Origin of the sequence: Vibrio pomeroyi (genome assembly GCF_024347595.1) — a bacterium.
GTDB classification, from domain to species: Bacteria; Pseudomonadota; Gammaproteobacteria; order Enterobacterales; family Vibrionaceae; genus Vibrio; species Vibrio pomeroyi.
Genome location: NZ_AP025506.1, coordinates 710,077 through 731,822, shown reverse-complemented (window position 1 = coordinate 731,822; position 21,746 = coordinate 710,077). Strand labels below are relative to the sequence as shown.

Below are 21,746 nucleotides of genomic sequence, written 5' to 3'. Positions count from 1 at the left end.
TGCTTTGTACATGTACCTCAACAATCACTTTTAACTAGTTAAACGGCTTCCTAAACCACTCACTCGCTCTGTCTTCACCTTAATACCACGCTTTAATACATTAGTATCACTGAACATCATCAGTCGTTTCTTCGCACGCGTAATACCTGTGTAGATAAGCTCTCGCGTCAAGATTGGACTGAAATCTGGCGGCAGAATCATTAAGGTCAAATCAAATTCACTGCCTTGAGATTTGTGAATCGTCATCGCATAAGCCGTTTCATGATCAGGCACTCGGCTTGGTAGCACCGCTTTCACGCTGCCATCGGGTAACTCAAAATAAACCTTCAAGCGAGGAGTTGAATCAGATTGGCTTGACTCCGATTCAAGCATGCAGATACCAATATCACCATTGTATAAGCCCAAGCCATGATCATTACGCGTTACCATTACTGGTCGCCCGTGATACCAAAGTTCATCGTTGTGCGGATTCACTAAACGTCTTGCAGCAAGCGCTCTTTCAATACGATGGTTGAGGCCTTTAACACCAAAATCACCTTCACGAATAGAACACAACAGTCGGCATTGGCTGAACAAATCGAGTACAGATTTGGCTCTCGCTTCTTGAGTTTCTAACTCTTCCAATGGCACATTCATTCGGTTGAGGTACGCACCATACTCATTAACCAAGGTACGTAACATCAAGTTGTAGCTGTCGCTCGATAGAAGATGGTTCTCAATATCGCCAAACCCTTTGGCGAACACTTGGTCGACTTGATTCGCAGAGCCGTTATTGATTGCTTTTGCTAACTGCCCGATACCTGAACGCGCATCGAAACGATAACTCTTCTGCAGCATACACAAACTATCTGCAATTGCCGGAGGATTAACTGATCCTGCTTTTGTCTGCTGTGTATTCGCTATCGCGTCAAAACCTGTCATCTCCGCAATCAAGTTGCCTTGCGCCGTGCTGTAGCCTGTTGAATTAAATGAGCAGATATCACCTAACACCGCGCCCGCTTCAACGGAAGCCAGCTGATCTTTATCACCCAACAAGATAAGCCTTGCGTGTTCAGGAAGTGCATCCACCAGCTTATACATCATGGATAAGTCGACCATCGATGCTTCATCCACTACCAAGATATCTAGGTGAAGTGGATTGCGTCGGTTATGTCTAAATTCAGCACGGTTAGGAATCGCGCCAAGTAATCTGTGTAAGGTGCTCGATTCCGTTGGTATGTTGGCTTTTACTTCAGGCGCTAAAGGCAGTTGCTCAATCGCTTTACCAATCGACTCAGTTAAACGTGCCGCCGCTTTACCCGTTGGTGCAACTAGCTTAATCGTTGGTGTTTTGCCTTGGCTTAATGATTGCTCGACCATTGCCGATAATAACTTGGTTACCGTGGTTGTTTTACCGGTACCCGGCCCTCCGGAAATCACCGCAAAGCGACGACTCAATGCCACCGCTGCCGCCACTTTTTGCCAGTTCAAACATGCCGACAACGGTACCAAGCTATCTAGAACATCTAAGTCCGTCACTTGCTTAGCTTGGACAATCGCTTGGTCGATCGCCCCCCAATTCAGAGATTGCTCATCGACGATATCAAGATGATCACACACCAGCTGTTGGCGCAGTACCTGAGACGTTTGTTGGTTTGCTTCAGCCTTGGCTAAAGCGTTAAACAAAAAGTGATAGCTGCGTGCAAAGAGCTGATTGAGTGTTTCCGTCAGCGCCTTTTTCTGTTCAATATTGAATTCTACAGGCTTACTTAAACGCTTTAAGGTCTCAGCCAACACCACTTCGTAGTTCCAATAGCGTTGTAAGTAGACACGCTGTCCATCAAACATCAGCGGCTTAACGCAGTCATTAGTTGTTCCAACTAAGTTAGATGATTGCAGAACAGTCGCCCAATCAATACCCAACAGTTTTTGGTTCAATTGCAGTGCCGTTTCACCGTACAAACCAAGCAACTGAGCAAGGTCTGCCGTTTGCTCAAGGTCTACCGTATGTAGCTGTATAAGCTGAGTACAGATATGCCCTTTGCCTAATTCATGACTCACTACACCAGCGAGAAAGCCGATCTCTTGAGAATGACTCGTCGCTTGCTGAGCAATAAAACGGGCAAATTGATAATCCAACTGACGGATTGAACCTTTGTCCGCTAGGAACTTTAATACATCCATGAGCTGCTCAGGGATAAGTGAAACTGGCTTAACAGAGTTCGCTGTCTCTATGCTGGTATTCGCGGTCGTTGTCGTCATTATAGAAGCCCCATCTGTCCAGTTTCATTGTCATTCAATTGTGCTGAACGTCTGTCTATCACTTTACCGTCAATCAATTGATCCATTTCATCGAGCAAAGCCAGTGTTGGTTTCGCCGAGAATATACCTTGTTGAGATTGGCCATCCATTCCTCTTAAGAACAAGTAATAAACCCCACCGAAATGTTGTTCATAACTGTAATCCGCAACGCGGCTGCGTAAGAAGCGATGCAGCGCCAATGCATAGATTTGATATTGCAGATCGTAGCGGTGATCAGCCATCGCCGATTTCAATGCTTCACCATGGTAGACGGCAACGTCATCACCTAGATGGTTCGATTTCCAGTCGAGTACATAGTATTTACCTTGATGCTCAAACACCAAATCGATGAAGCCTTTCAACATGCCTTGCACGGTTTGGAAACCTAGGTCGCCTGCTTTTGCCGATAAGGGATCATGATATTGAATGGTTTGATTCAGTTCAGATGCGGCCAACACTTCGATCGGTAATAAGAATTCCATCTCGACTAAGCGTTGCGTCGAATCTTTCTCACTGAGCTTTAAATTTTTGCCATCTAATGCGGTGTTAAGCACCGTATCGACAAGCTGTTGAAGCACAGGTAACCACTCTAGTTCGTATTGCTCCGACTCTAATAAGTGAGTGATTACTTGCGTGTTATGTTCGCTGGTTGCTGGCTCAGTAAATTCAACATCCTCAAACAAGGTGTGTAAGAAAGTACCCGGGCGAGCACCACGAGGGAACGTAAAGATAGAGCGTTCAGGTTCAATCAATTCAGACTCATCCTGCTCATCAGCTGAGTCAATATCAAAGCCAGATACCTCAATGGTCGCGTCATGACTCGCACCGTGACTGCCCTGCTTTACAAGCCCTGAGTAACTGGTGATACGCCAAGCCCTGTCGATTGAAGCCTTGAGTTCATTAGCATGTAAGCCTTCACTCACTTGCTCTGTTTGTACAAACACTTGCTCGTGAACGGTTGGCGTTTCGGCTAACAGCACACTTGAATTTTTGCCTTCAATTGCCGCTAGAGCTTGATGTAATTCGGCAATGCCTTGCTCTTGTCCGTTTTGAACCAAGTAGCCCATGGCACTCAAATGTACACCGGTCGGCTCTTTGGTTGAGCGGCCTTTACGTAGCGGAGCCATGCCAATGAAACAACCGTAAACGGCACGGGTGAGAGCTACGTAAATCAAACGTAGATCTTCTGCCAGTCGCTCTTTATCGGCTTGTGCTAAAGCACTATCACTGCCCGTAATATCAAGTACCGTGGTATCTGAATCGTGATCGTAGAACTTACCTTCACTCGCTTCACGATAGCTTGCAACGAACGGCAAAAACACCAAGTCATATTCCAAGCCTTTCGACTTATGAATAGTAACGATTTGAACCAAGTTTCTCTCTGATTCAAGACGCTGAATGTCGTCTTCACTGCCGCCTAAACCATTTTGTGCATCTGATATCGCTTCTGCTAACCAACGTAACAAGCCATAGTCACTGTCGAGCTCTTGTCTTGCTTGCTGTAGTAATTCGCCAATGTGCATTAAATCGGTAAGTGAGCGCTCACCATTTTCTTCTTCCAGTAAGCGTTCCGCGAGATGTCTTTTGCTGATCACGCTACGCAGCATTGGTAGCACGCCACGCTGTAGCCACAACTTACGATATTCTCGAAATTCGTTAACGACGTTTTCCCACACAACCTCATCGTTATTGAGCTCATCCAATGAAGCCGCATCCAGAGCAAACAACTCTGAGGCCAAACTCGCGCGTAATGCACGATCGTTTTCAGGTGTCAGCACCGCTTGTAGCAAGCGTTGAATATCTTGCGCAACCAAGCTAGTAAATACACTGTCTCGGTTCGACAGATACACACTCGCGATACCTTGTTCAGACAACGCATTCTTGATCAGACGACCTTCACTGCCGGTTCGAACCAAGACAGCAATATCACCCGCATTCACGGCATGTTGTTTTTTGCCGTTATCAAAATAGGCTTGCTGGCTTTGAGAAGCGGTCAGAATGGTTTGAATTTGACTCGCCGTCGCCTCTGCCATCGCCTTGTGATATTCGCCTTTTGGTAACGGCTTGTCTTCAGCCTCTTGCAGCCAAAAGGTAAGTGCGTGCTGAGTTTCTCCGTTCATCACCCATTGGCGTTTGTCGGCTGATGGACTGGCAGCTACGGGTAAGAATGGGATGTCTTGGTCGTAGATAAACGGACTGTCCGAGTTCATAAACACTTGGTTTACTGCGCTGACCATATCAGCACTCGAACGCCAGTTGGTGCCTAAGGTGTAGTGAGCACTAACTTGGTTTCTCGCCTTGATATAGGTAAATATATCTGCGCCACGGAAGCCATAAATCGCCTGTTTTGGGTCACCGATCATAAACAAGCCGCACTGCGGATTATCGAGATAGATTCGGCTAAAAATACTGTATTGCAGTGGGTCGGTATCTTGGAATTCATCGATCATCGCAACCGGGTAGAGTGTGCGAACTCTTTCAACCAGCAAGGATTGTTCATCGACATCAATCGACGCGGATAACTGAGTCAGTAGGTCGTCAAATGATAACCACTGCTTTTGCTGTTTCGCCTTGGCTAGCATAGTTCGACAATGGGTAATCGCATGTGCCAGCAATGGAGCTTTCAAGTCGGCTGGGTGATTTAAGAAATCCTCAATCGCTTCGAAAACGGCATGCTGAGGTGCGGTGCCTTTCGGTGTTTTTTCGATTAAAGTGGCTTGCGAGAACTTCTCTAATTTGTCTGGATATTGATAGTCATGGGTGTCGCTTTGCGCCCATGCCGTCACCGCCTCTAGCCATGTTGGCAGAGACTTCTTGGTGTAACTGCGCTTGTTCACATCCGAACCTGAGATCAAAGCCAAAAAGTCCGCTTCAGATTCACACCACAGCGCTTTAAGCTGCTTCATTTTGTCTAGGTTCTGATTGTGCAGAGTTTGCAAGTCACCCGACATCGCATCTACCGTCAATTTCAGCGGAGATCCTGTCAGATAACGATTTACGTCTGCTAATAACGCAGCAGGTGAGCCCCAAATATTACGAACCTCACCAGCCAGTTGAATAGGCAGCGGGTAAAACTGCTTACGCCAGTAGTCGGCAACCACTTGCGCTTTAAGATGGCTTTCATCGGTCACAAATTCATTATCAAATCGGCTTCCAGACTCGAAGGCATTTTGAGTCAACATACGCTGACAGAAGCCGTGAATGGTGTATACCGCCGCTTCATCCATTTGCCTTTCCGCATTGAGCAGTGTTTTCGCAGCGCCAGCGTGGTCTTCGATTGCTTGCAACAGAGGCGCAATCACTGGGTCATCACTTTGCCCGCGAGCAAACGCTATGCGTGCATCATGGATTCGGGCACGAATACGATCTCGCAATTCTGCGGTTGCTGCTTCAGTAAAAGTCACGACCAGGATTTGATCTACGGTCAGCTCCTCATGATGTCGGGTTGCTTCCGACAGCTCACCTTGTGGTTCTGCCGTGCCATGCCCGAGCAGTAGGCGTAAGTACAAGCCAGCGATGGTAAATGTTTTACCTGTACCCGCCGATGCTTCAATTAAACGCGCGCCATGAAGTGGAAACGTCATGGTATTGAGTGTCTGTGGAGCAATTACCTGAACACTGCTTGTGGTCGTCATGCCTTACTGCCTTCTGATAAATATGTTGTTACAAATGTGACCTAGCGTGGAAAACGTCATTCAATTTACGTCCTACGCAGATTTGTTAATAGTTAGTGCGATCTCTCTCACGGATCAATTCGGATCGCCTCGCTACTATGCGCCCACGAGTTCAGGAGCGCGATTCGAGTTTTATACTCATTGCCTACTTTGAACCACAGAATAATGGTCCCTCTGACCTGTGGCCGTACAGCGAACGCCCTACACTAATAATGATTTACTGGCGGCCACTTTATTTCCTGTATCTTGCTTCTCTTCACCTTGATTTCCTTCACCAGGAAAGTAAGCATCCCAAATGCTTACTAGCGACTCTCTTTCGTCATTCATTAATTCAGCGCATCCGCGGTTGATCGTGTCGATCACAACCACTTACTCCTGATCTTCCAGATCGGCAGCCGCCAACCTTGCCGCCTGTAACACAAGCGTTGAATACATGCGCGACTCCGCAGCCAGCTCATCATCCCACTTAGGCCAAATACGCGAGATGTAGGTGTCTCTGCCCTCACCGGTAAAGGCGAAGCTGTCATTAAAAGTATCGGCCATTTTCTTGAGCGACTTCTCTTCATCATCGACCCATTTACCACGGCTAAAGCCCGCTTCAACGCCAGCCAATGCTGTTTTCGGGAAGTAAGGCAGTGGTGCAGTCATGCCTTGATAGAACAGTCGAGCCAACTCAGCCAATAAACTCTTAGCCTGCTGCGCATCAGCAATCGGTTGTAGCGTTTGGTGAACCACGCCTTCTTTTCTGTCATAGCCAATAATATGGGTTGTTTTTCCGTGCCCCATTACTGCACAACACAAGTGATCGATCCATGCAGCCAAGTAATCTTGCGAACGAATTTTACCGCTACGGAAACGCACCAAACCCGATTGATAGTTTTGAGTTAACCAACCCATCAAACGAACCGGTTTGCCTTCACCTAACACATCAAACTCAATATTTACCTCAAGATCTTGCTGTGGCTGCCCACTTACAAATCGAATCTCTTTGGCTAAGTCTTCTGCTTGAACTCGGTTGGTTTCAAATTCAATGTCGCCAAAAGCGCCAACCGGTAATCGACCTTGGGCTTTTTGCTCAGAAACAAACAAGCGAACCGCTTCATCTGCCCCTTCAGGGTTATCCAACAATACTTGCAGCAAAGCATCCTTAAGCTGGAAGCTTTCTAAGCCATTTAGCACGAACGGCTCATCGTCTTCCATAACCGGAAGCGGTGGCTCAAATACCACTTTTAGTCGGCGATTAAAGAAGTATTGCACCGGTAAGCGCCAGAAACGCTGCAATTCAACAAGATCCAATTCCAGTAGATAAGTTGCACCAAGCAAATAGTCATCCAAGGCACGATTGAATTCACCACTGCGTTCACCGGAACGGTTAGCCGCAGGAAGCCACTCTTTGGCGTAACTCAATACATGGCTTTCATCACCTTGTGTAAAGGCTGCAGGACTAAATGGCGTCATGGTGTGTTCAAAACTAATTGCTTGAGTCAGCCTGATGCCTGAATCATCACTTGGTAATGATTGGTCTTCACTTAGGCAGTAGTTCTGCTGGCAGTATTCAATCAACTCAGAAACCAATACCGACGGTACTCGCTCAGTATTATCTTGAATCGAGCGGCCGACATAACTGATGTACAAACACTCTTGTGCTGACAACATTGCTTCTAAGAACAGGTAGCGGTCATCATCACGACGAGAGCGGTCTCCCGGCCGTGTGCGCCCGTTCATTAGGTCAAAACCTTCTGGCGGCATTGAACGAGGGTAAACACCATCATTCATGCCTAATAGACAAACAGTTTTGAACGGGATGGAACGCATCGGCATCAGGGTACAGAAGTTCACTTGCCCCGCTAAGAAACGCTGACTAATGCGCGCGCCCGACAGTTTATTATTCAAGTACTGATAGATGATGCTTGGCGATAGCTCTTGTTCGTATAGGGCATCATCAAGCTGTTCATTCAGTTGAGAAAGTGCATCGCGAATTGACTTAAGCACCACCTCGCCCTCTAGCTCAACGGCGAAGAAATCATCAATCATTTGCAGCAAGGTTTCACGCCACATGTCGATAGATTGAGTTTCAGTTAAGCGTTGACGGTAATGAGCAATACGGTCAATAAAGTGCGCTAACTTACCGGCAAGTTCGGCATTAATACCTTGAACTTCGTTATAAGCCGCAATTGGAGAGTGTTCAGTTTCAAACAAACCTGCAGAACCTGACATCGCATAACCCAGCAGCATCCGCTGAATACCAAATAGCCAGGTATTTTGCTCAGTAGCAGGCAAATCAAACTCCGTTGCGGTAGACGAGTCGACGCCCCAACGAATACCCGCCTCTTCAACCCACTGCTTGGCTTGCTCAAATTGAAATTCATCAATACCAAAGCGTGCCATCATCGCTGGGATTTCTAGTAGCTCTAGAAGTTCAGAAGCTAAACAACGCGTGCTCGGTAGCGCGACCAGCTGCATGAACGCGGTCAGAATTGGACTCTCTTGGTCGGCGGTTCTATCGGAGATCGAGTAAGGGATATAACGCTCACCCGGGGCATTACCAAATACCGCCTGAATCGCAGGGCTGTAGGCATTGATATCTGCCACCATCACAATGATATCGCGTGGCTTGAGTGTCGGATCAGCATCGAACATCGCCAATAGCTGGTCATGGAGAACCTCCACCTCGCGCATTGGGCTGTGACAAGCATGCACAGTCAACGAGCGATCACCCAGCTCAACCACTTGTTTGTGGTTGCTGGAATCTAAGATGTGATCATCTTGATGTTCTTCTAACTGGAGAATATCGGCTTGCAGTTGATGCAGCAGACTGTCTCTCTCAACATCAATAAAGAACTCGTGCTCTTCACTGTCTGATTGAGACAGCAAGAACAGGTTATCTCTGCCCAGCTTACCCATAGACGCAAGCAAGCTATTACCTACCGCTTGGCTGGTATGCAGTTCATCTTCGACGTTGGCTTCAATACCATCTTTCAATGGCGATACTTCGCCTTCTAGCTGAGGTAAGCCATCAACCAGAGCAAACTGCTTACGACGTTGCGCTTCCACTCTTGCCAAGTATTTACGGTCGCGGATATCGCCCCAATAATGTTGACAAGGATTAGTAAACATCAGGTGAACATCAATCTGCTCTCCCAGCGCTTTCAAGGCATCCATATAGCGAGGAGGCAGCGACGAAATACCAAATACAAACAGACGTTTCGGCAGGTGTTGTAGCTGCCCTTGTTGGTTGGCTAGCGCTTCAATGAAGTCGTGATATAAGTTACCACGGTGATACTTTGATTGACCTTGAGAGAGGGTCTGATCATAAAGCGCCTTCCACAAAATTGGCTGCCAAGGGTGCTCTTGTTGTCCTTCACTATCAATCAATTCTGCAACGGGCTCGCCCGCTTCCCACATCGCCATCCACTCTGGACGATATACTAAGTAACCATCGAAGATATCGGCAATTTTCTCGGCTAATTGATACAGCTTTGAATCATCTTCGTCGTTTTCAAGATAGCGCTGTAGGGGTAAGAAATCAGGGTGGTCAAGTTTCGCGGGTAGCAAACTCATCAGCTTCCACGTCATCGCTTCTTTGTTAAAAGCACTGCGTTTAGGTACATCAGGAAGCACTTGGGTAAACATATCCCAAATGAAGGTTGCTGGAAGAGGAAAATCGATATTTGCTGCTACACCAAATTCTTTGGCGAGTTCCATCTTAAGCCATTGAGACATACCTGGGCTCTGAACCAGAATTTGCTCTTTTTCGAAAGGATTGGCTAAAGGGTCACTTTTGATCAAGTGAACGAGAAGAATTTTTAAAGTATCAACTTTATTGGAATGGTAAACAGTAAACAAAGTGCACTCACGCTAATCTTGCCACAATATACTGCCAGATTAGCATAAGTGCTGAGTTTGGATGAGGAATATAAGCTTATGAAATACCGAAAGCTTAAGGTCCGTTTATCTTTTGAACTATTGCCCTTTACAATCTACCCGCTACCGCACTTAAAACACGATGAGGTTTGTAGTTCATGTAGTAACGAATCGCGACATAACCGACGACGAAGGTTGCCACAATCAGTTCTAGGTACGCTAGATTGAACACTTGGCTGATGTAGTGCGCTTCAACACCTTGTACTTGCATCCAAGCCGCCAATTTAAATAACGCTGTTGCACCAATCACGATTGGGAAAGTAAACGCTGCATAGCCTGGGCTGAATGGAAGACGAAGTAGTTTGAAAAACGCGATGTAGATAATAAACGTCATCAACACTGCGATACCAAAGAGCAAACCAATGATCACTGGTGAAGGGCTAGCAGTAACGGTTAAGTAACCCGCCAATGATAGGCTCGCTGGTGCAGCCATAATCGCAATCGTTGGTTTAGCTGCATCTGGCACTTCGTGAGAGAAGATCAAACGGTAAACCATCAGTGGTAGCATCACAGCGTAAACCAATAAACCAAATACCAAAGTCGCGTTCGCTACTGGCTCTAAAACTGGATTACCAGAGAAAGACACGTCAGCCACGATAATACCGATTGGTGGCACAAACCAACTTGGCACCATATGGTGAATCTCAAAGTTTTTAGCTCTGTGGTACAAAAAGCTCACTAGAAACACAACGTGTAAAGCCACAGAAGCCAACCACATCGCTTCTTGTAAGAATTGAGAAATTGGCGCCAAAGACGCTGATACCACCATGCACCCCATCGCAAATGTAGGTACCACACTGCCAACAACAGGGTGAGCAAGATCTTCACGCAATAGGTGGCCATGAATCAAAAATTTCACAGCTAAAACAAGAAGCAATACCGCTGCAATACCTGCACTGATCCACTGCACTAAGCCAGGAGTGTGCAAAATACCTTGTGCGACTAAAACGCCATCCCAGCACCAGCCTAAGCTTGCGATTGCGAGTGCTAACCCTGCCATGGGTGTTGGAGCTCCTGTTAATCTATATTTAATACGTTGAATCATGTCAGCCTCTCTTAAACTTAATTCACTAAACTTGTGAACTCATCAGCTTGTTGAAGCCATAATACGCTTGCGCTTCGTTAAACAATATCCAATTATATATAACAAGTGTTCATCAATACTGAACAACCCTTTCCACCAGCAGCGTAAAACTAGGAACCTGATGGCTAATATCTCAATCAAACAACTCAAAGTGTTTGTCACCATTACCCAGCATTCGACGCTTACCGCCGCATCAGAAGCGCTGTTTTTGTCTAAAGCCGCGGTCAGCATGGCATTAGGCGAAATGGAGAAACAGTTAGGTCACTCTCTATTTGACCGGGTTAACAACCGATTAATTCTCAATCAAGAGGGACAAAAATTACTTCCCTTGGCTGATGAGATACTTCACCGAGCTGCGGGTATCGATGTTTTGTTCCGCGATGACCAACCATTAAATGGCAATCTCAAGGTTGGCGCGAGTGACACGATTGGTAATCAAGTCGCACCCTTTATTCTGTCTGGCTTTCGCGAACGAACTCAGCATCAAGACCAGAGCTTGTTCATTTCAAACAGTGCGCTGATCTGCCAAAAGTTGGTGGATTATGAACTGGATATCGCGCTAATTGAAGGAAAAACACTCCATCCTGAATTGATCTCTAGCCAGTTCAGTAGCGATGAGATGTGTATTATCGTTAGTAATCAACACCCTCTCGTTTCACAAGACAAAGTTGCTCTGCATGATTTAGAAGGCAGCCATTGGATATTGCGCGAGTCAGGCTCAGGTACACGTGAGTTTTTCTTGCGTGCCGTTGCACCGCGTATCGAGCACTGGTACGAATCATTTGAGCTCAACACCACGGAAGCGATCATCAACTCTGTTTCTGCAGGTCTGGGCTTTGCGTGTTTATCGCGTTTAGCGGCACAACGTGCGATTGATTCAGGCCGAGTGAAAGCACTTGATGTACCACTCGACATGAAACGTCGATTCTGGATGCTGGTCCATAAAGACAAATATCAAAGCCCACTGCTGAAATCTTTCATGGGTTATTGTGAAGACTGGGCTACACATCAAGATTGAGGCCGCATAGTTCAGGCTCCAACTGGACTTTTAGCATCAGAAACTGTATAAAAAGCCAGTAAAATTTATCAAACTTAGAGGATTAACCATGGCTGTTATCGTCAAGTACGTGGTGGAACGCAACGGAGAAGAGAAAATGACTTTTACCTCTAAAGCCGAAGCTGACGCATACGACAAAATGCTGGATATGGCTGATGAGCTTTTTGAACTGTTAGGCAAAAGCGATTTAGTTGAAGATGAAGGCAAGCAAGAAGAACTTGCAATGTACCTAGCGAAGAACAAAGAAGAAGTTCTTTACGCATTAGGTGCTAAGCGTAAGCCAGCTCCGAAAAAAGCTAAGAAGCTTGAAGCTGTTGAAGACGCAGAAGAAGATGCAGCATAACTAGCTGATACCTTTCTAAAAAACGTCAATAACGCCTCTAATCAGAGTTCGTTATTGGCGTTTTTTTATACTTATCGAAATATAATGAAGCTTGTTTATAGTCGAAATCGCTCTAAACATTCGCTTGCGCAAAAGTGTGATAAAGATCTAATCTATAGCCATCAGGTGATGGGGTTCCACCTAAGCTTTTGCTTCAACCGCCCGTTCTTTCCGAACAGTGCTAATGACTCCTACAGAATCGAAAACAGGTAATACTGTTGGACGTATCGCTATTCCTCCATTTTGAAATGGACTTAGTCTAGTAAGACCAAGCTCCATGACACCTTTGGATTATCGATACTCAAGATCTGTAGTGAATTAGCCGCACCTCTTCCAACACGTCCTGTTTTCTCAACGCCCTAGGTCTTAAATGGCTCTATAAGTGAGAAAACATTATGCACTACTCTTCAGAAATTCAATCAATGTGCCCTATTCAAAGGGGTGATCTTCACAATTCAGCTCCAATTCCAGTTGAAGGCGCAATGGTTAGCCCAAAAGATGTCATCGCTATTTCTGGCTTAAGCCATGGTGTTGGCACTTGTGCACCACAACAAGGTGCTGCAAAACTGACTCTTAACGTAAAAAACGGCATCATCGAAGAAGCATTAATCGAAACCATTGGTTGTTCAGGCATGACACAATCTGCCGCGATGGCAGCCGAAATCCTCACCGGAAAAACCATTCTAGAAGCGCTCAATACTGACTTAGTATGTGACGCTATCAACGTAGCAATGCGCGAAATCTTCCTACAGTTTGTTTACGGTCGAACTCAGTCTGCTTTCTCTGAAGGTGGCCTAGAGATCGGCGCAGCATTGGAAGACTTAGGTCAAACACAGCGCAGCCAAGTCGGTACCAGCTATTCAACCTCAGCGAAAGGCGTTCGTTACCTAGAGCTTGCAGAAGGTTACGTGACCAAACTTGCGCTTGACGATAACAGCGAAGTGATTGGCTACGAATATCTCAACCTCGGCAAAATGATGAAGGCGATTAACCAAGGTGTACCAGCGAACGAAGCTGCTGACCTTGCGACAGGGACTTATGGTCGCTTCGACGAAGCCGTAACCACCATCAACCCACGCCAACAATAATTTTGCCAATTAAGAGGAAAGATATGATGAACACTCAATTTAATGAATCAGTAACTCGCGTATTGGCAGAAATGAACTTCGACTCTTTAGAGCAAGCAAACCAATACTGTCTATCACACAATGTCGATCCAAAAGCGCTGGTGATGGACACTCAACCTATCGCATTTGAAAGCGCAGCTGACGCCTACACTCTTGGTGCAGCATTGGCTCTGTTCCGCAAAGCGAACAACGCTGAACAAGCGGCGAATATCATTGGTGAAGGCCTTCAAGCATTCACAAAACCCGGCAGTGTTGCGGAGCAACGTCAAGTCGGTATCGGCCATGGCGCACTGGCTGCACGTCTATTAAATGAAGAGAGCCACTGCTTTGCTTTCCTTGCAGGCCATGAGTCTTTTGCTGCTGCAGAAGGTGCGATCAAGATTGCACTGAACGTGAACAAATCACGCAAAACACCATTGAAAGTTATCTTGAACGGTCTAGGTAAAGATGCGGCTTACCTAATCTCTCGCATCAATGGCTTTACCTATGTTCGCACTCAATTTGATTACCAAACGGGTGAGCTAGTTGAAACAGAACGTCGCCGCTTCTCACAAGGCCCTCGTGGCGAGATCTTGTGTTACGGCGCTGATGATGTACGTGAAGGCGTAGCGATCATGCACAGAGAAGAAGTGGATGTGAGTATCACGGGTAACTCAACCAACCCAACACGCTTCCAACACCCTGTTGCCGGTATCTACAAAGCAGAGCGTACTCGCCAAGGCTTGCCTTACTTCTCAGTAGCTTCAGGCGGTGGTACAGGTCGAACTTTACACCCAGATAACGTTGCTGCAGGCCCTGCATCTTACGGCATGACAGATACCATGGGCAGAATGCATGCTGACGCTCAATTCGCTGGTAGTTCTTCTGTTCCAGCTCACGTAGCAATGATGGGCTTCATCGGTATGGGTAACAACCCAATGGTAGGTGCTACGGTTGCATTGGCTGTCGCTGTGAGTGAGTCTCAAAACGCATAACGACAAAACGAGCTCTATAGTCGGCCTGTCATATAGAGCCTTTTGTAGAGCTCTTTAATTGAGAAACGCGCAATAACGCACGACCAAAACTCTACCCCTATCACTAAAACCAAACAGCCAGTCTTATGCTGGCTGTTTTTTATTCACACTTGCTCTAATATCTATTTCTAATAATTATTTGTATCTAAGATTAAATACACAAACTATTGGTATTTAACTGCATATTTTCAAAGGAATAATATGAAAGAGCTCATCATTCATACCATCACCGTGTTCATGGGCTTTTTCGCCATCATGAACCCAATCGCCAACACCCCAATCTTTCTTGGATTAACAGGTGATAACGATAGAGAAACGGTCAAATCCATCGCCTTCCGTTCAGTGTTTATCGCATTTGTCATCGTCAGTACGTTTGCACTCTCTGGTAAACTGATCTTTGACCTCTTTGGTATCACGCTTTACGCACTGCGTATCACGGGCGGCATTCTGGTCTTTTTGATTGGCTTTCACATGCTGCAAGGTGACTCAACACATTCAAAAGCAAAAGAGAAGGTCAACTCAGACGCCCAACGAGACGCGGCGCTTAGCATCGCAGTATCACCTCTAGCCATGCCAATACTGGCAGGCCCCGGCACCATAGCCACCGCAATGAACTTCGCCAGCACTGAGGGAATTTACGAAACAATCATTACCATCGTCGCGTTTGGCCTACTGTGCACCTTAACCTACGTATTATTTGTATTCGGCGAACGCTTCGTGAAAGCCGTAGGGCCAAGCGCACTAAACGTGATTACTCGAATGATGGGTTTGATACTCGCCGTTATCGGGATGCAGATGTTGATTGAAGGGATTGAACAAGCTTATAAGGCGCTGTTTGTCTAAAGAGGCTATTCACAGAAGAACGTTGGCTAACGCACCAATCAATTTGTGTTGATCTGCAGTGTTTTCTCATTGCAGAAAAATATCTCTCAAAAGACAAGCAATATCATTTTACAGACTTTATCCCGATGCGCCCTTTCATAACGAGGGCGCTCTCTTTATGATGAACGCAATTAAATTAACTTTGCTAACGGCAGCGCTTGTTATTCGAGCCGCTGTTATGAAATAGCAAAATCAAGACTCAACACATGGAGATTCAACATGGCTTACTTTTCACTAGCCTTCGGTACGGCAACTAAAAACCGCGACAATAAAATCATTGAAGCGTTCTTCCCTAACCCACTTCTAAACCCAAGCGATGCTCTAGTAGCGGCTGTTGGTGAAGTTGCAGGTTACACTGAAGGCAACCAAGCTATCGAAATCTCTGCAGCACAAAGTGCAGAACTAGCGAAAGCATTCGCAGCAAACGACGATGCAGCAAACGCATCTTTCGCAGAAAAAGCAGCAGCATCTGAGCAGCCACTTGTTCTTGTTGTTCTTGCGACTGACGAAAAGCCAGCATCAGTTGCTGAAGGCTTCCTTAAGCTGCAACTTATCTCTAACCGCCTAGTTCAACCACACGGTACAGTACTAGACGGCATCTTCGGTCTACTGCACAACATCGCATGGACTAACGAAGGTCCAATCGATCTTCCTGAACTGGCTGAGCGTCAAATCGAAGCACGCCTAGCTGGTCGCGCTCTATCTGTAGATTGCGTAGACAAGTTCCCTAAAATGGTGGATTACGTGGTACCAACAGGTATTCGTATTGCTGACACTTCTCGTGTTCGTCTTGGCGCACATGTGGGTGAAGGCACAACGGTTATGCACGAAGGTTTCATCAACTTCAATGCAGGTACAACTGGCGTAAGCATGGTTGAAGGTCGTATATCAGCAGGTGTTGTTGTAGGTAACGGTTCAGACATCGGCGGCGGCGCTTCTATCATGGGTACTCTGTCTGGTGGCGGTACTATGGTTATCTCTATCGGCGAAAACTGCCTACTAGGCGCAAACGCGGGTCTTGGCTTCCCAATGGGCGACCGTTGTACTGTTGAGTCTGGCCTTTACGTAACTGCAGGTACTAAGGTTCGCATGCTAGATAAAGAAGGCAACGAAGTAGAAATCATTAAAGCTCGCGACCTAGCTGGCGTTTCTGATCTTCTGTTCCGCCGCAACTCGATCACTGGTCAAATTGAATGTCTAGCGAACAAGTCTGCTGTTGAACTAAACAGCGAGCTACACAGCAACAACTAATCTAAGCGCTAGATGCTAGAAAATACGAAGCCGCTGGGGTTAAATCCAGCGGCTTTTCTTTTATTGGTATCAAACTAAAAGGGTTACGCTTTCTCTGCGGCTAGCTGCTCAAGCGCTTGAATAGAAGTTTCTGATACTAGCGTGCCATCCATGTAGTAGCTGACCTTGTCGCCATCACGAACACCTGTCAGAACGGCTTTCTGACCATCGTTGTAAGTGATGTCCATACGAATCGTGTTCTCATCAATTTGCTGCATCTCACCCCATTCGATCTGACGATTATTGAAACCAAGTGGTGCTTCTTTTAGTGAATCATCAAGGCTGTCGTTCACATCAATCATGGTATCGACTTTGCTATCAAAGATGTGAGGTGCGCCTGTGAGTGGGTTTTTACCCGCCCAGAATTCGATTGAGTTAAAGACAATGTAATCGGCTGCGGTGGTTAATGCGTAAACCGGAGCAAGCAAGAAGTTGACGCCCGCACGAGCGTAACGGTTATCCACCACCTCGACGTTGAACTTCATTAATTTTCCAGTAACCGCGTTACTACCTACACACCCAGCTAACGACATGACAATCGCTGCCACTGCAACGGCTTTTGTAATTGTTGTTTTCATAGATCCCTCTTATGCCACGATGATTGATTCAGTTTTTGCATAGCCGAACGAAGCTTTCCTTGCTCGATAGCAAGAATTATTCGCCTAACAAATTGATTCCATAACATTTAGCGTAGTGGAGATTTTTAGAACAGCAAACTGCAAACCTCAATTGTTTCGCACTGGTTCCTAAATCTTAGGAAATAAAAAAGCGCAGACCTTTCGATCTGCGCTTTTCATTTTTGATTAACCTAGCCTAGATTAATGCGACCTGTAAGAAAGTGATTAACCTACATTCTTACGAGCGTTTTGGAACATACGCATCCAAGCGCCATTCTCGCCCCAACCTTCTGGAGACCAAGAGTTTGCAACCGTGCGGAACACACGCTCTGGGTGAGGCATCATGATAGTCACGCGGCCGTCAGTCGTTGTTAAACCTGTGATAGCGTTTGGCGAACCGTTCGGGTTGTTCGGGTATTGCTGCGTTTGGTTACCGTTGTTATCAACGTAACGTAAGGCAACTGTACCTGAGTTTTCAATCGCGTTTAGGTGGTCGTTATCACGTACTTCTACGCGGCCTTCACCGTGAGAAACAGCGATTGGCATACGAGAACCTTCCATGCCATTGAAGAATACAGAATCAGATTTCTGAACTTCTACTAGGCTGAAACGTGCTTCAAAACGCTCAGATTCGTTGCGAACGAAACGTGGCCAGTACTCAGCACCTGGGATTAGGTCACGTAAGTTAGACAGCATCTGACAACCGTTACATACACCTAGAGAGAAGGTATCTTCACGCTTGAAGAAGTTTTCAAACTGGTCACGAGTAGAGTCGTTAAACAGAACCGACTTAGCCCAACCTTCACCTGCGCCTAGTACATCACCGTAAGAGAAGCCACCACATGCCACAAGGCCGTTGTACTCTTCTAGAACCGCTTGACCCGTTAGGATGTCGCTCATGTGAATATCAGTTGCTTCGAAGCCTGCACGGTCGAATGCTGCTGCCATTTCAACGTGAGAGTTAACACCCTGCTCACGTAGAATTGCCATCTTAGGCTTAGCACCGGTGTTGATGAACGGTGCAGCGATATCTTCATTTACGTCGAAGCTTAGTTTCACGTTCAGACCAGGGTCTGAGTTGTCTTTCTTCGCTTCGTGCTCTTGGTCAGCACATGCTGGGTTATCACGTAGACCTTGCATCTTATGCGTTGTCTCAGCCCAGATAGTACGTAGCTCAGTACGGTTACGTTCAATCACTACAGACTCGCCAGACTTAATCACTAGCTCATCCGATGCTTCAACAGAACCAATTACGTGTGAGCACGCTTCTAGGCCGTTTGCCGCAAGTGTAGAAAGAACCGCGTCTAGGTCATCGTTGCGAACTTGGATTACCGCACCTAGCTCTTCGTTGAATAGTGCAGCTAGTGCATCTTCGCCTAGCGCAGCAATATCAGCATTAACACCACAGTGACCTGCGAATGCCATTTCAGCTAGAGTAACAAATAGACCACCATCACCTTTATCGTGGTAAGCCACAACTTGGTCGTTAGCCACAAGAGCTTGAACGCCTTCGTAGAAACCTTTTAGCTGTGCTGCGTTGTCTACGTCTGCTGGCTTGTCACCAAGCTGCTTGTAAACTTGCGCTAATGCCGTAGCACCTAGACGGTTTTTGCCGTTACCTAGGTCGATAAGAACTAGTGATGTGTCACCCTTGTCAGTGCGAAGCTGAGGCGTAATTGTCTTACGAACATCTTCAACACGAGCAAACGCAGTGATAACAAGAGATAGCGGAGACGTTACTTCTTTCTGCTCGCCGTTCTCTTCCCACTTCGTCTTCATAGACATTGAGTCTTTACCCACTGGGATAGTTAGACCCAGTGCTGGACATAGTTCTTCACCGACTGCTTTCACCGCTTCGTAAAGACCTGCATCTTCACCCGGGTGACCCGCTGGAGACATCCAGTTAGCCGATAGTTTAATGTGTTTGATATCGCCGATGTTAGTCGCTGCGATGTTTGTGATTGCTTCACCAACCGCTAGACGAGCCGATGCACCGAAGTCTAGTAGTGCCACTGGCGTACGCTCACCAAGAGACATCGCCTCACCGTGGTAAGAGTCGTAACTTGCTGCCGTTACAGCGCAGTTAGCAACCGGAACCTGCCATGGGCCAACCATTTGGTCACGAGCAACAAGACCTGTTACCGAGCGGTCACCGATAGTGATAAGGAATGTTTTCTCAGCGACTGTTGGCAGGCGAAGAACACGGTCAACCGCTTCATTCATTTCGATACCAGAACGGTCAATCGCTGGGTTGTTTGCTTTTAGCGTTTTCGCGTCACGGTGCATCTTAGGTGTTTTACCTAAAAGGATGTCCATTGGCATGTCGATTGGCGTGTTGTCGAAGTGTGAATCTTCAAGTTTAAGTTCACGCTCTTCCGTTGCTTTACCAACCACTGCGTATGGTGCGCGCTCACGCTTACAAATTGCGTCGAACGTTGCCATGTCTTCGTCAGCAACCGCCATTACGTAACGTTCTTGAGATTCGTTACACCAGATCTCAAGTGGGCTCATGCCCGGCTCATCGTTTGGCACGTCGCGTAGGTTGAAGATACCGCCACGCTCACCATCGTCTACTAATTCAGGAAGAGCATTAGAGATACCACCCGCGCCCACATCGTGGATGAATGCGATTGGGTTCGCATCACCTAGCTGCCAACAACGGTCGATCACTTCCTGACAACGACGCTCCATCTCTGGGTTTTCACGTTGTACAGAAGCGAAATCTAGATCTTCAGAAGAAGAACCAGAATCCATAGAAGATGCCGCACCGCCACCAAGACCGATGTTCATCGCAGGACCGCCAAGAACGATTAGGCTTGCACCTACTGGGATCTCTTTCTTCTGAACGTGCTCATCACGGATGTTACCAAGGCCACCAGCTAGCATGATTGGTTTGTGGTAACCACGTACTTCTTCACCTGCGTGAGAGTTTACTTTCTCTTCGTAAGTACGGAAGTAACCTAGTAGGTTTGGACGACCAAATTCGTTGTTGAATGCCGCGCCACCAAGAGGACCTTCAAGCATGATATCCAGAGCAGTAACGATACGGCTTGGCTTACCAAAATCGGTTTCCCAAGGTTGAACGAAGTTCGGGATCTTAAGGTTAGATACAGAGAACGCAACCAGACCTGCTTTCGGCTTACCACCAATACCAGTAGCGCCTTCATCACGGATTTCACCGCCTGAACCTGTAGATGCGCCCGGCCATGGGGAGATTGCCGTTGGGTGGTTGTGCGTCTCAACCTTCATCAAGATGTGTGTTTTCTCTTGGTGGTAGTTGTACTGACGAGTTTTTGGATCTGGGAAGAAACGACCGACTTCAGAACCTGTCATTACCGCTGCGTTATCTTTATAAGCAGACAGAACGTGTTCTGGTGTCGTTTCAAAGGTGTTCTTAATCATCTTGAACAATGATTTTTCTTGCTTAACGCCATCGATAGTCCAATCAGCGTTAAAGATCTTGTGACGACAGTGCTCTGAGTTCGCTTGTGCAAACATCATTAGCTCGATGTCAGTCGGGTTACGACCTAGCTTTTCAGTGAAGCTTTCAAGAAGGTAATCAATTTCATCTTCTGCAAGTGCAAGACCTAGGGTAACGTTTGCTTCTTCAAGCGCTTTACGTCCGCCAGTTAATAGGTCAACTTCCGCATAAGGAGCAGGCTCAGCAACTTTGAACAGTGCCGCTGCCGATTCGAAGTCAGTGAAAACCACTTCCATCATACGATCGTGTAGAATCGCTTTCAGCTCAACAAGTTGAAGCTCAGAAAGTTCAGCCGAAGTTTCAATGTAGAAAGCAGTACCGCGCTCTAGACGTGACACTTTAGCCAGTCCGCAGTTGTGTGCGATATCTGTTGATTTTGAAGACCAAGGCGAGATAGTGCCCGGGCGTGGCGTTGCAAGCAGCAATAAACCTTCAGGTTCATGCTCTTCAATCGTTGGACCGTAAGTCAGTAGCTTTTCTAGCTTCTCAACTTCAGACTCATCTAGGTCTGCCGTTAAATCAGCAAAGTGGGCAAACTCAGCGTAAATACCTGTTACAGGTAAGCTTAATTCACGACAAAGCTCTAAAAGCTTGTTAACACGAAACTCAGATAGAGCTGGGGAGCCACGCAAAATTCTCATGTGCTTAGGTCTCTTATGCAGTTGATTAAGGTAGTATTGGAATAAATTCAGTGGGTTATAGGAACAACCTAACTGTTTTCTTCGAAGCTATTCCCGAAGGTTGCCAAACCTATGCCGATTCCACCTCTTCAATGCGAGCGCATTATAAAGCATTTCTTTTTGTGACGTAACACCAAAAGCAACCGTTTGCGTTATTTTTTTTATCTTTCTGCGTAAATAGTATTTTTGCTGCATTTATCACCACTTTTACATCTGTTTAATTAAACCTGCTTTGCCAGCCTTGCGGGGTTTGGT

At 46.5% G+C, this 21,746-nt stretch carries 13 protein-coding genes and 1 riboswitch; of the genes, 6 read left to right on the top strand and 7 right to left on the bottom strand.

Features of this window, described 5'->3' with window-relative positions; translation table 11 throughout:
- Nucleotides 1-30: 30 nt before the first annotated feature.
- The 5 genes from recD to OCV12_RS03170 form a co-directional block, all read right to left on the bottom strand.
- A complete protein-coding gene (gene recD, locus OCV12_RS03190; protein WP_261885332.1) occupies nucleotides 31-2,241 on the bottom strand; it encodes an exodeoxyribonuclease V subunit alpha in 2,211 nt (736 codons plus the stop codon).
- Nucleotides 2,241-5,915, bottom strand: a complete 3,675-nt coding sequence (gene recB, locus OCV12_RS03185) for an exodeoxyribonuclease V subunit beta (RefSeq protein WP_261885331.1) — start codon at nucleotides 5,913-5,915, stop codon at nucleotides 2,241-2,243. The genes recD and recB overlap by 1 nt, the downstream gene beginning before the upstream one ends.
- A 240-nt stretch (nucleotides 5,916-6,155) precedes the next feature.
- Nucleotides 6,156-6,317: a hypothetical protein gene (locus tag OCV12_RS03180; protein WP_261885969.1), complete on the bottom strand. Its 162-nt coding sequence runs from the start codon at nucleotides 6,315-6,317 to the stop codon at nucleotides 6,156-6,158.
- 6 nt (nucleotides 6,318-6,323) lie between these two features.
- Nucleotides 6,324-9,800, bottom strand: a complete 3,477-nt coding sequence (recC, locus tag OCV12_RS03175) for an exodeoxyribonuclease V subunit gamma (protein ID WP_261885330.1) — start codon at nucleotides 9,798-9,800, stop codon at nucleotides 6,324-6,326.
- A gap of 127 nt (nucleotides 9,801-9,927) precedes the next feature.
- Nucleotides 9,928-10,923 (bottom strand): TDT family transporter, encoded by a 996-nt coding sequence (locus OCV12_RS03170; RefSeq protein ID WP_449361571.1) that lies wholly within the window; start codon nucleotides 10,921-10,923, stop codon nucleotides 9,928-9,930.
- A 160-nt stretch (nucleotides 10,924-11,083) separates the two neighbouring features.
- On the opposite strand from OCV12_RS03170, the gene OCV12_RS03165 reads away from it, so the two are divergent.
- From OCV12_RS03165 to dapD, 6 genes are all read left to right on the top strand, one after another.
- A complete protein-coding gene (locus tag OCV12_RS03165; protein ID WP_261885329.1) occupies nucleotides 11,084-11,980 on the top strand; it encodes a LysR family transcriptional regulator in 897 nt (298 codons plus the stop codon).
- Nucleotides 11,981-12,068: 88 nt separating this feature from the next.
- Nucleotides 12,069-12,362: a YebG family protein gene (locus OCV12_RS03160; protein WP_008223840.1), complete on the top strand. Its 294-nt coding sequence runs from the start codon at nucleotides 12,069-12,071 to the stop codon at nucleotides 12,360-12,362.
- Between the two features lie 155 nt (nucleotides 12,363-12,517).
- A riboswitch (Fluoride riboswitch) is annotated at nucleotides 12,518-12,602 on the top strand.
- 194 nt (nucleotides 12,603-12,796) lie between these two features.
- Entirely contained in the window at nucleotides 12,797-13,489 is a 693-nt protein-coding gene (locus OCV12_RS03155) for an iron-sulfur cluster assembly scaffold protein (protein ID WP_261885328.1), read from the top strand.
- A gap of 23 nt (nucleotides 13,490-13,512) precedes the next feature.
- Nucleotides 13,513-14,502, top strand: coding sequence for a GGGtGRT protein (locus tag OCV12_RS03150; protein ID WP_017631946.1), 990 nt, complete (start codon nucleotides 13,513-13,515; stop codon nucleotides 14,500-14,502).
- 240 nt (nucleotides 14,503-14,742) lie between these two features.
- A complete protein-coding gene (locus OCV12_RS03145) occupies nucleotides 14,743-15,384 on the top strand; it encodes a MarC family protein (protein WP_261885327.1) in 642 nt (213 codons plus the stop codon).
- Between the two features lie 258 nt (nucleotides 15,385-15,642).
- Nucleotides 15,643-16,674: a 2,3,4,5-tetrahydropyridine-2,6-dicarboxylate N-succinyltransferase gene (gene dapD / locus OCV12_RS03140; protein WP_009848346.1), complete on the top strand. Its 1,032-nt coding sequence runs from the start codon at nucleotides 15,643-15,645 to the stop codon at nucleotides 16,672-16,674.
- Nucleotides 16,675-16,757: 83 nt separating this feature from the next.
- Here dapD and OCV12_RS03135 read toward each other — a convergent pair whose 3' ends face one another.
- Together OCV12_RS03135 and purL are read right to left on the bottom strand one after the other, a co-directional pair.
- On the bottom strand, nucleotides 16,758-17,291 hold the full coding sequence (locus OCV12_RS03135) for a DUF3332 domain-containing protein (protein WP_008223831.1): 534 nt from the start codon (nucleotides 17,289-17,291) through the stop codon (nucleotides 16,758-16,760).
- 264 nt (nucleotides 17,292-17,555) lie between these two features.
- Nucleotides 17,556-21,452 carry a phosphoribosylformylglycinamidine synthase gene (purL, locus tag OCV12_RS03130; RefSeq protein WP_261885326.1) on the bottom strand — a complete coding sequence of 1,299 codons (3,897 nt, stop codon included), beginning with the start codon at nucleotides 21,450-21,452 and terminating at the stop codon, nucleotides 17,556-17,558.
- Between the last annotated feature and the right edge of the window lie 294 nt (nucleotides 21,453-21,746).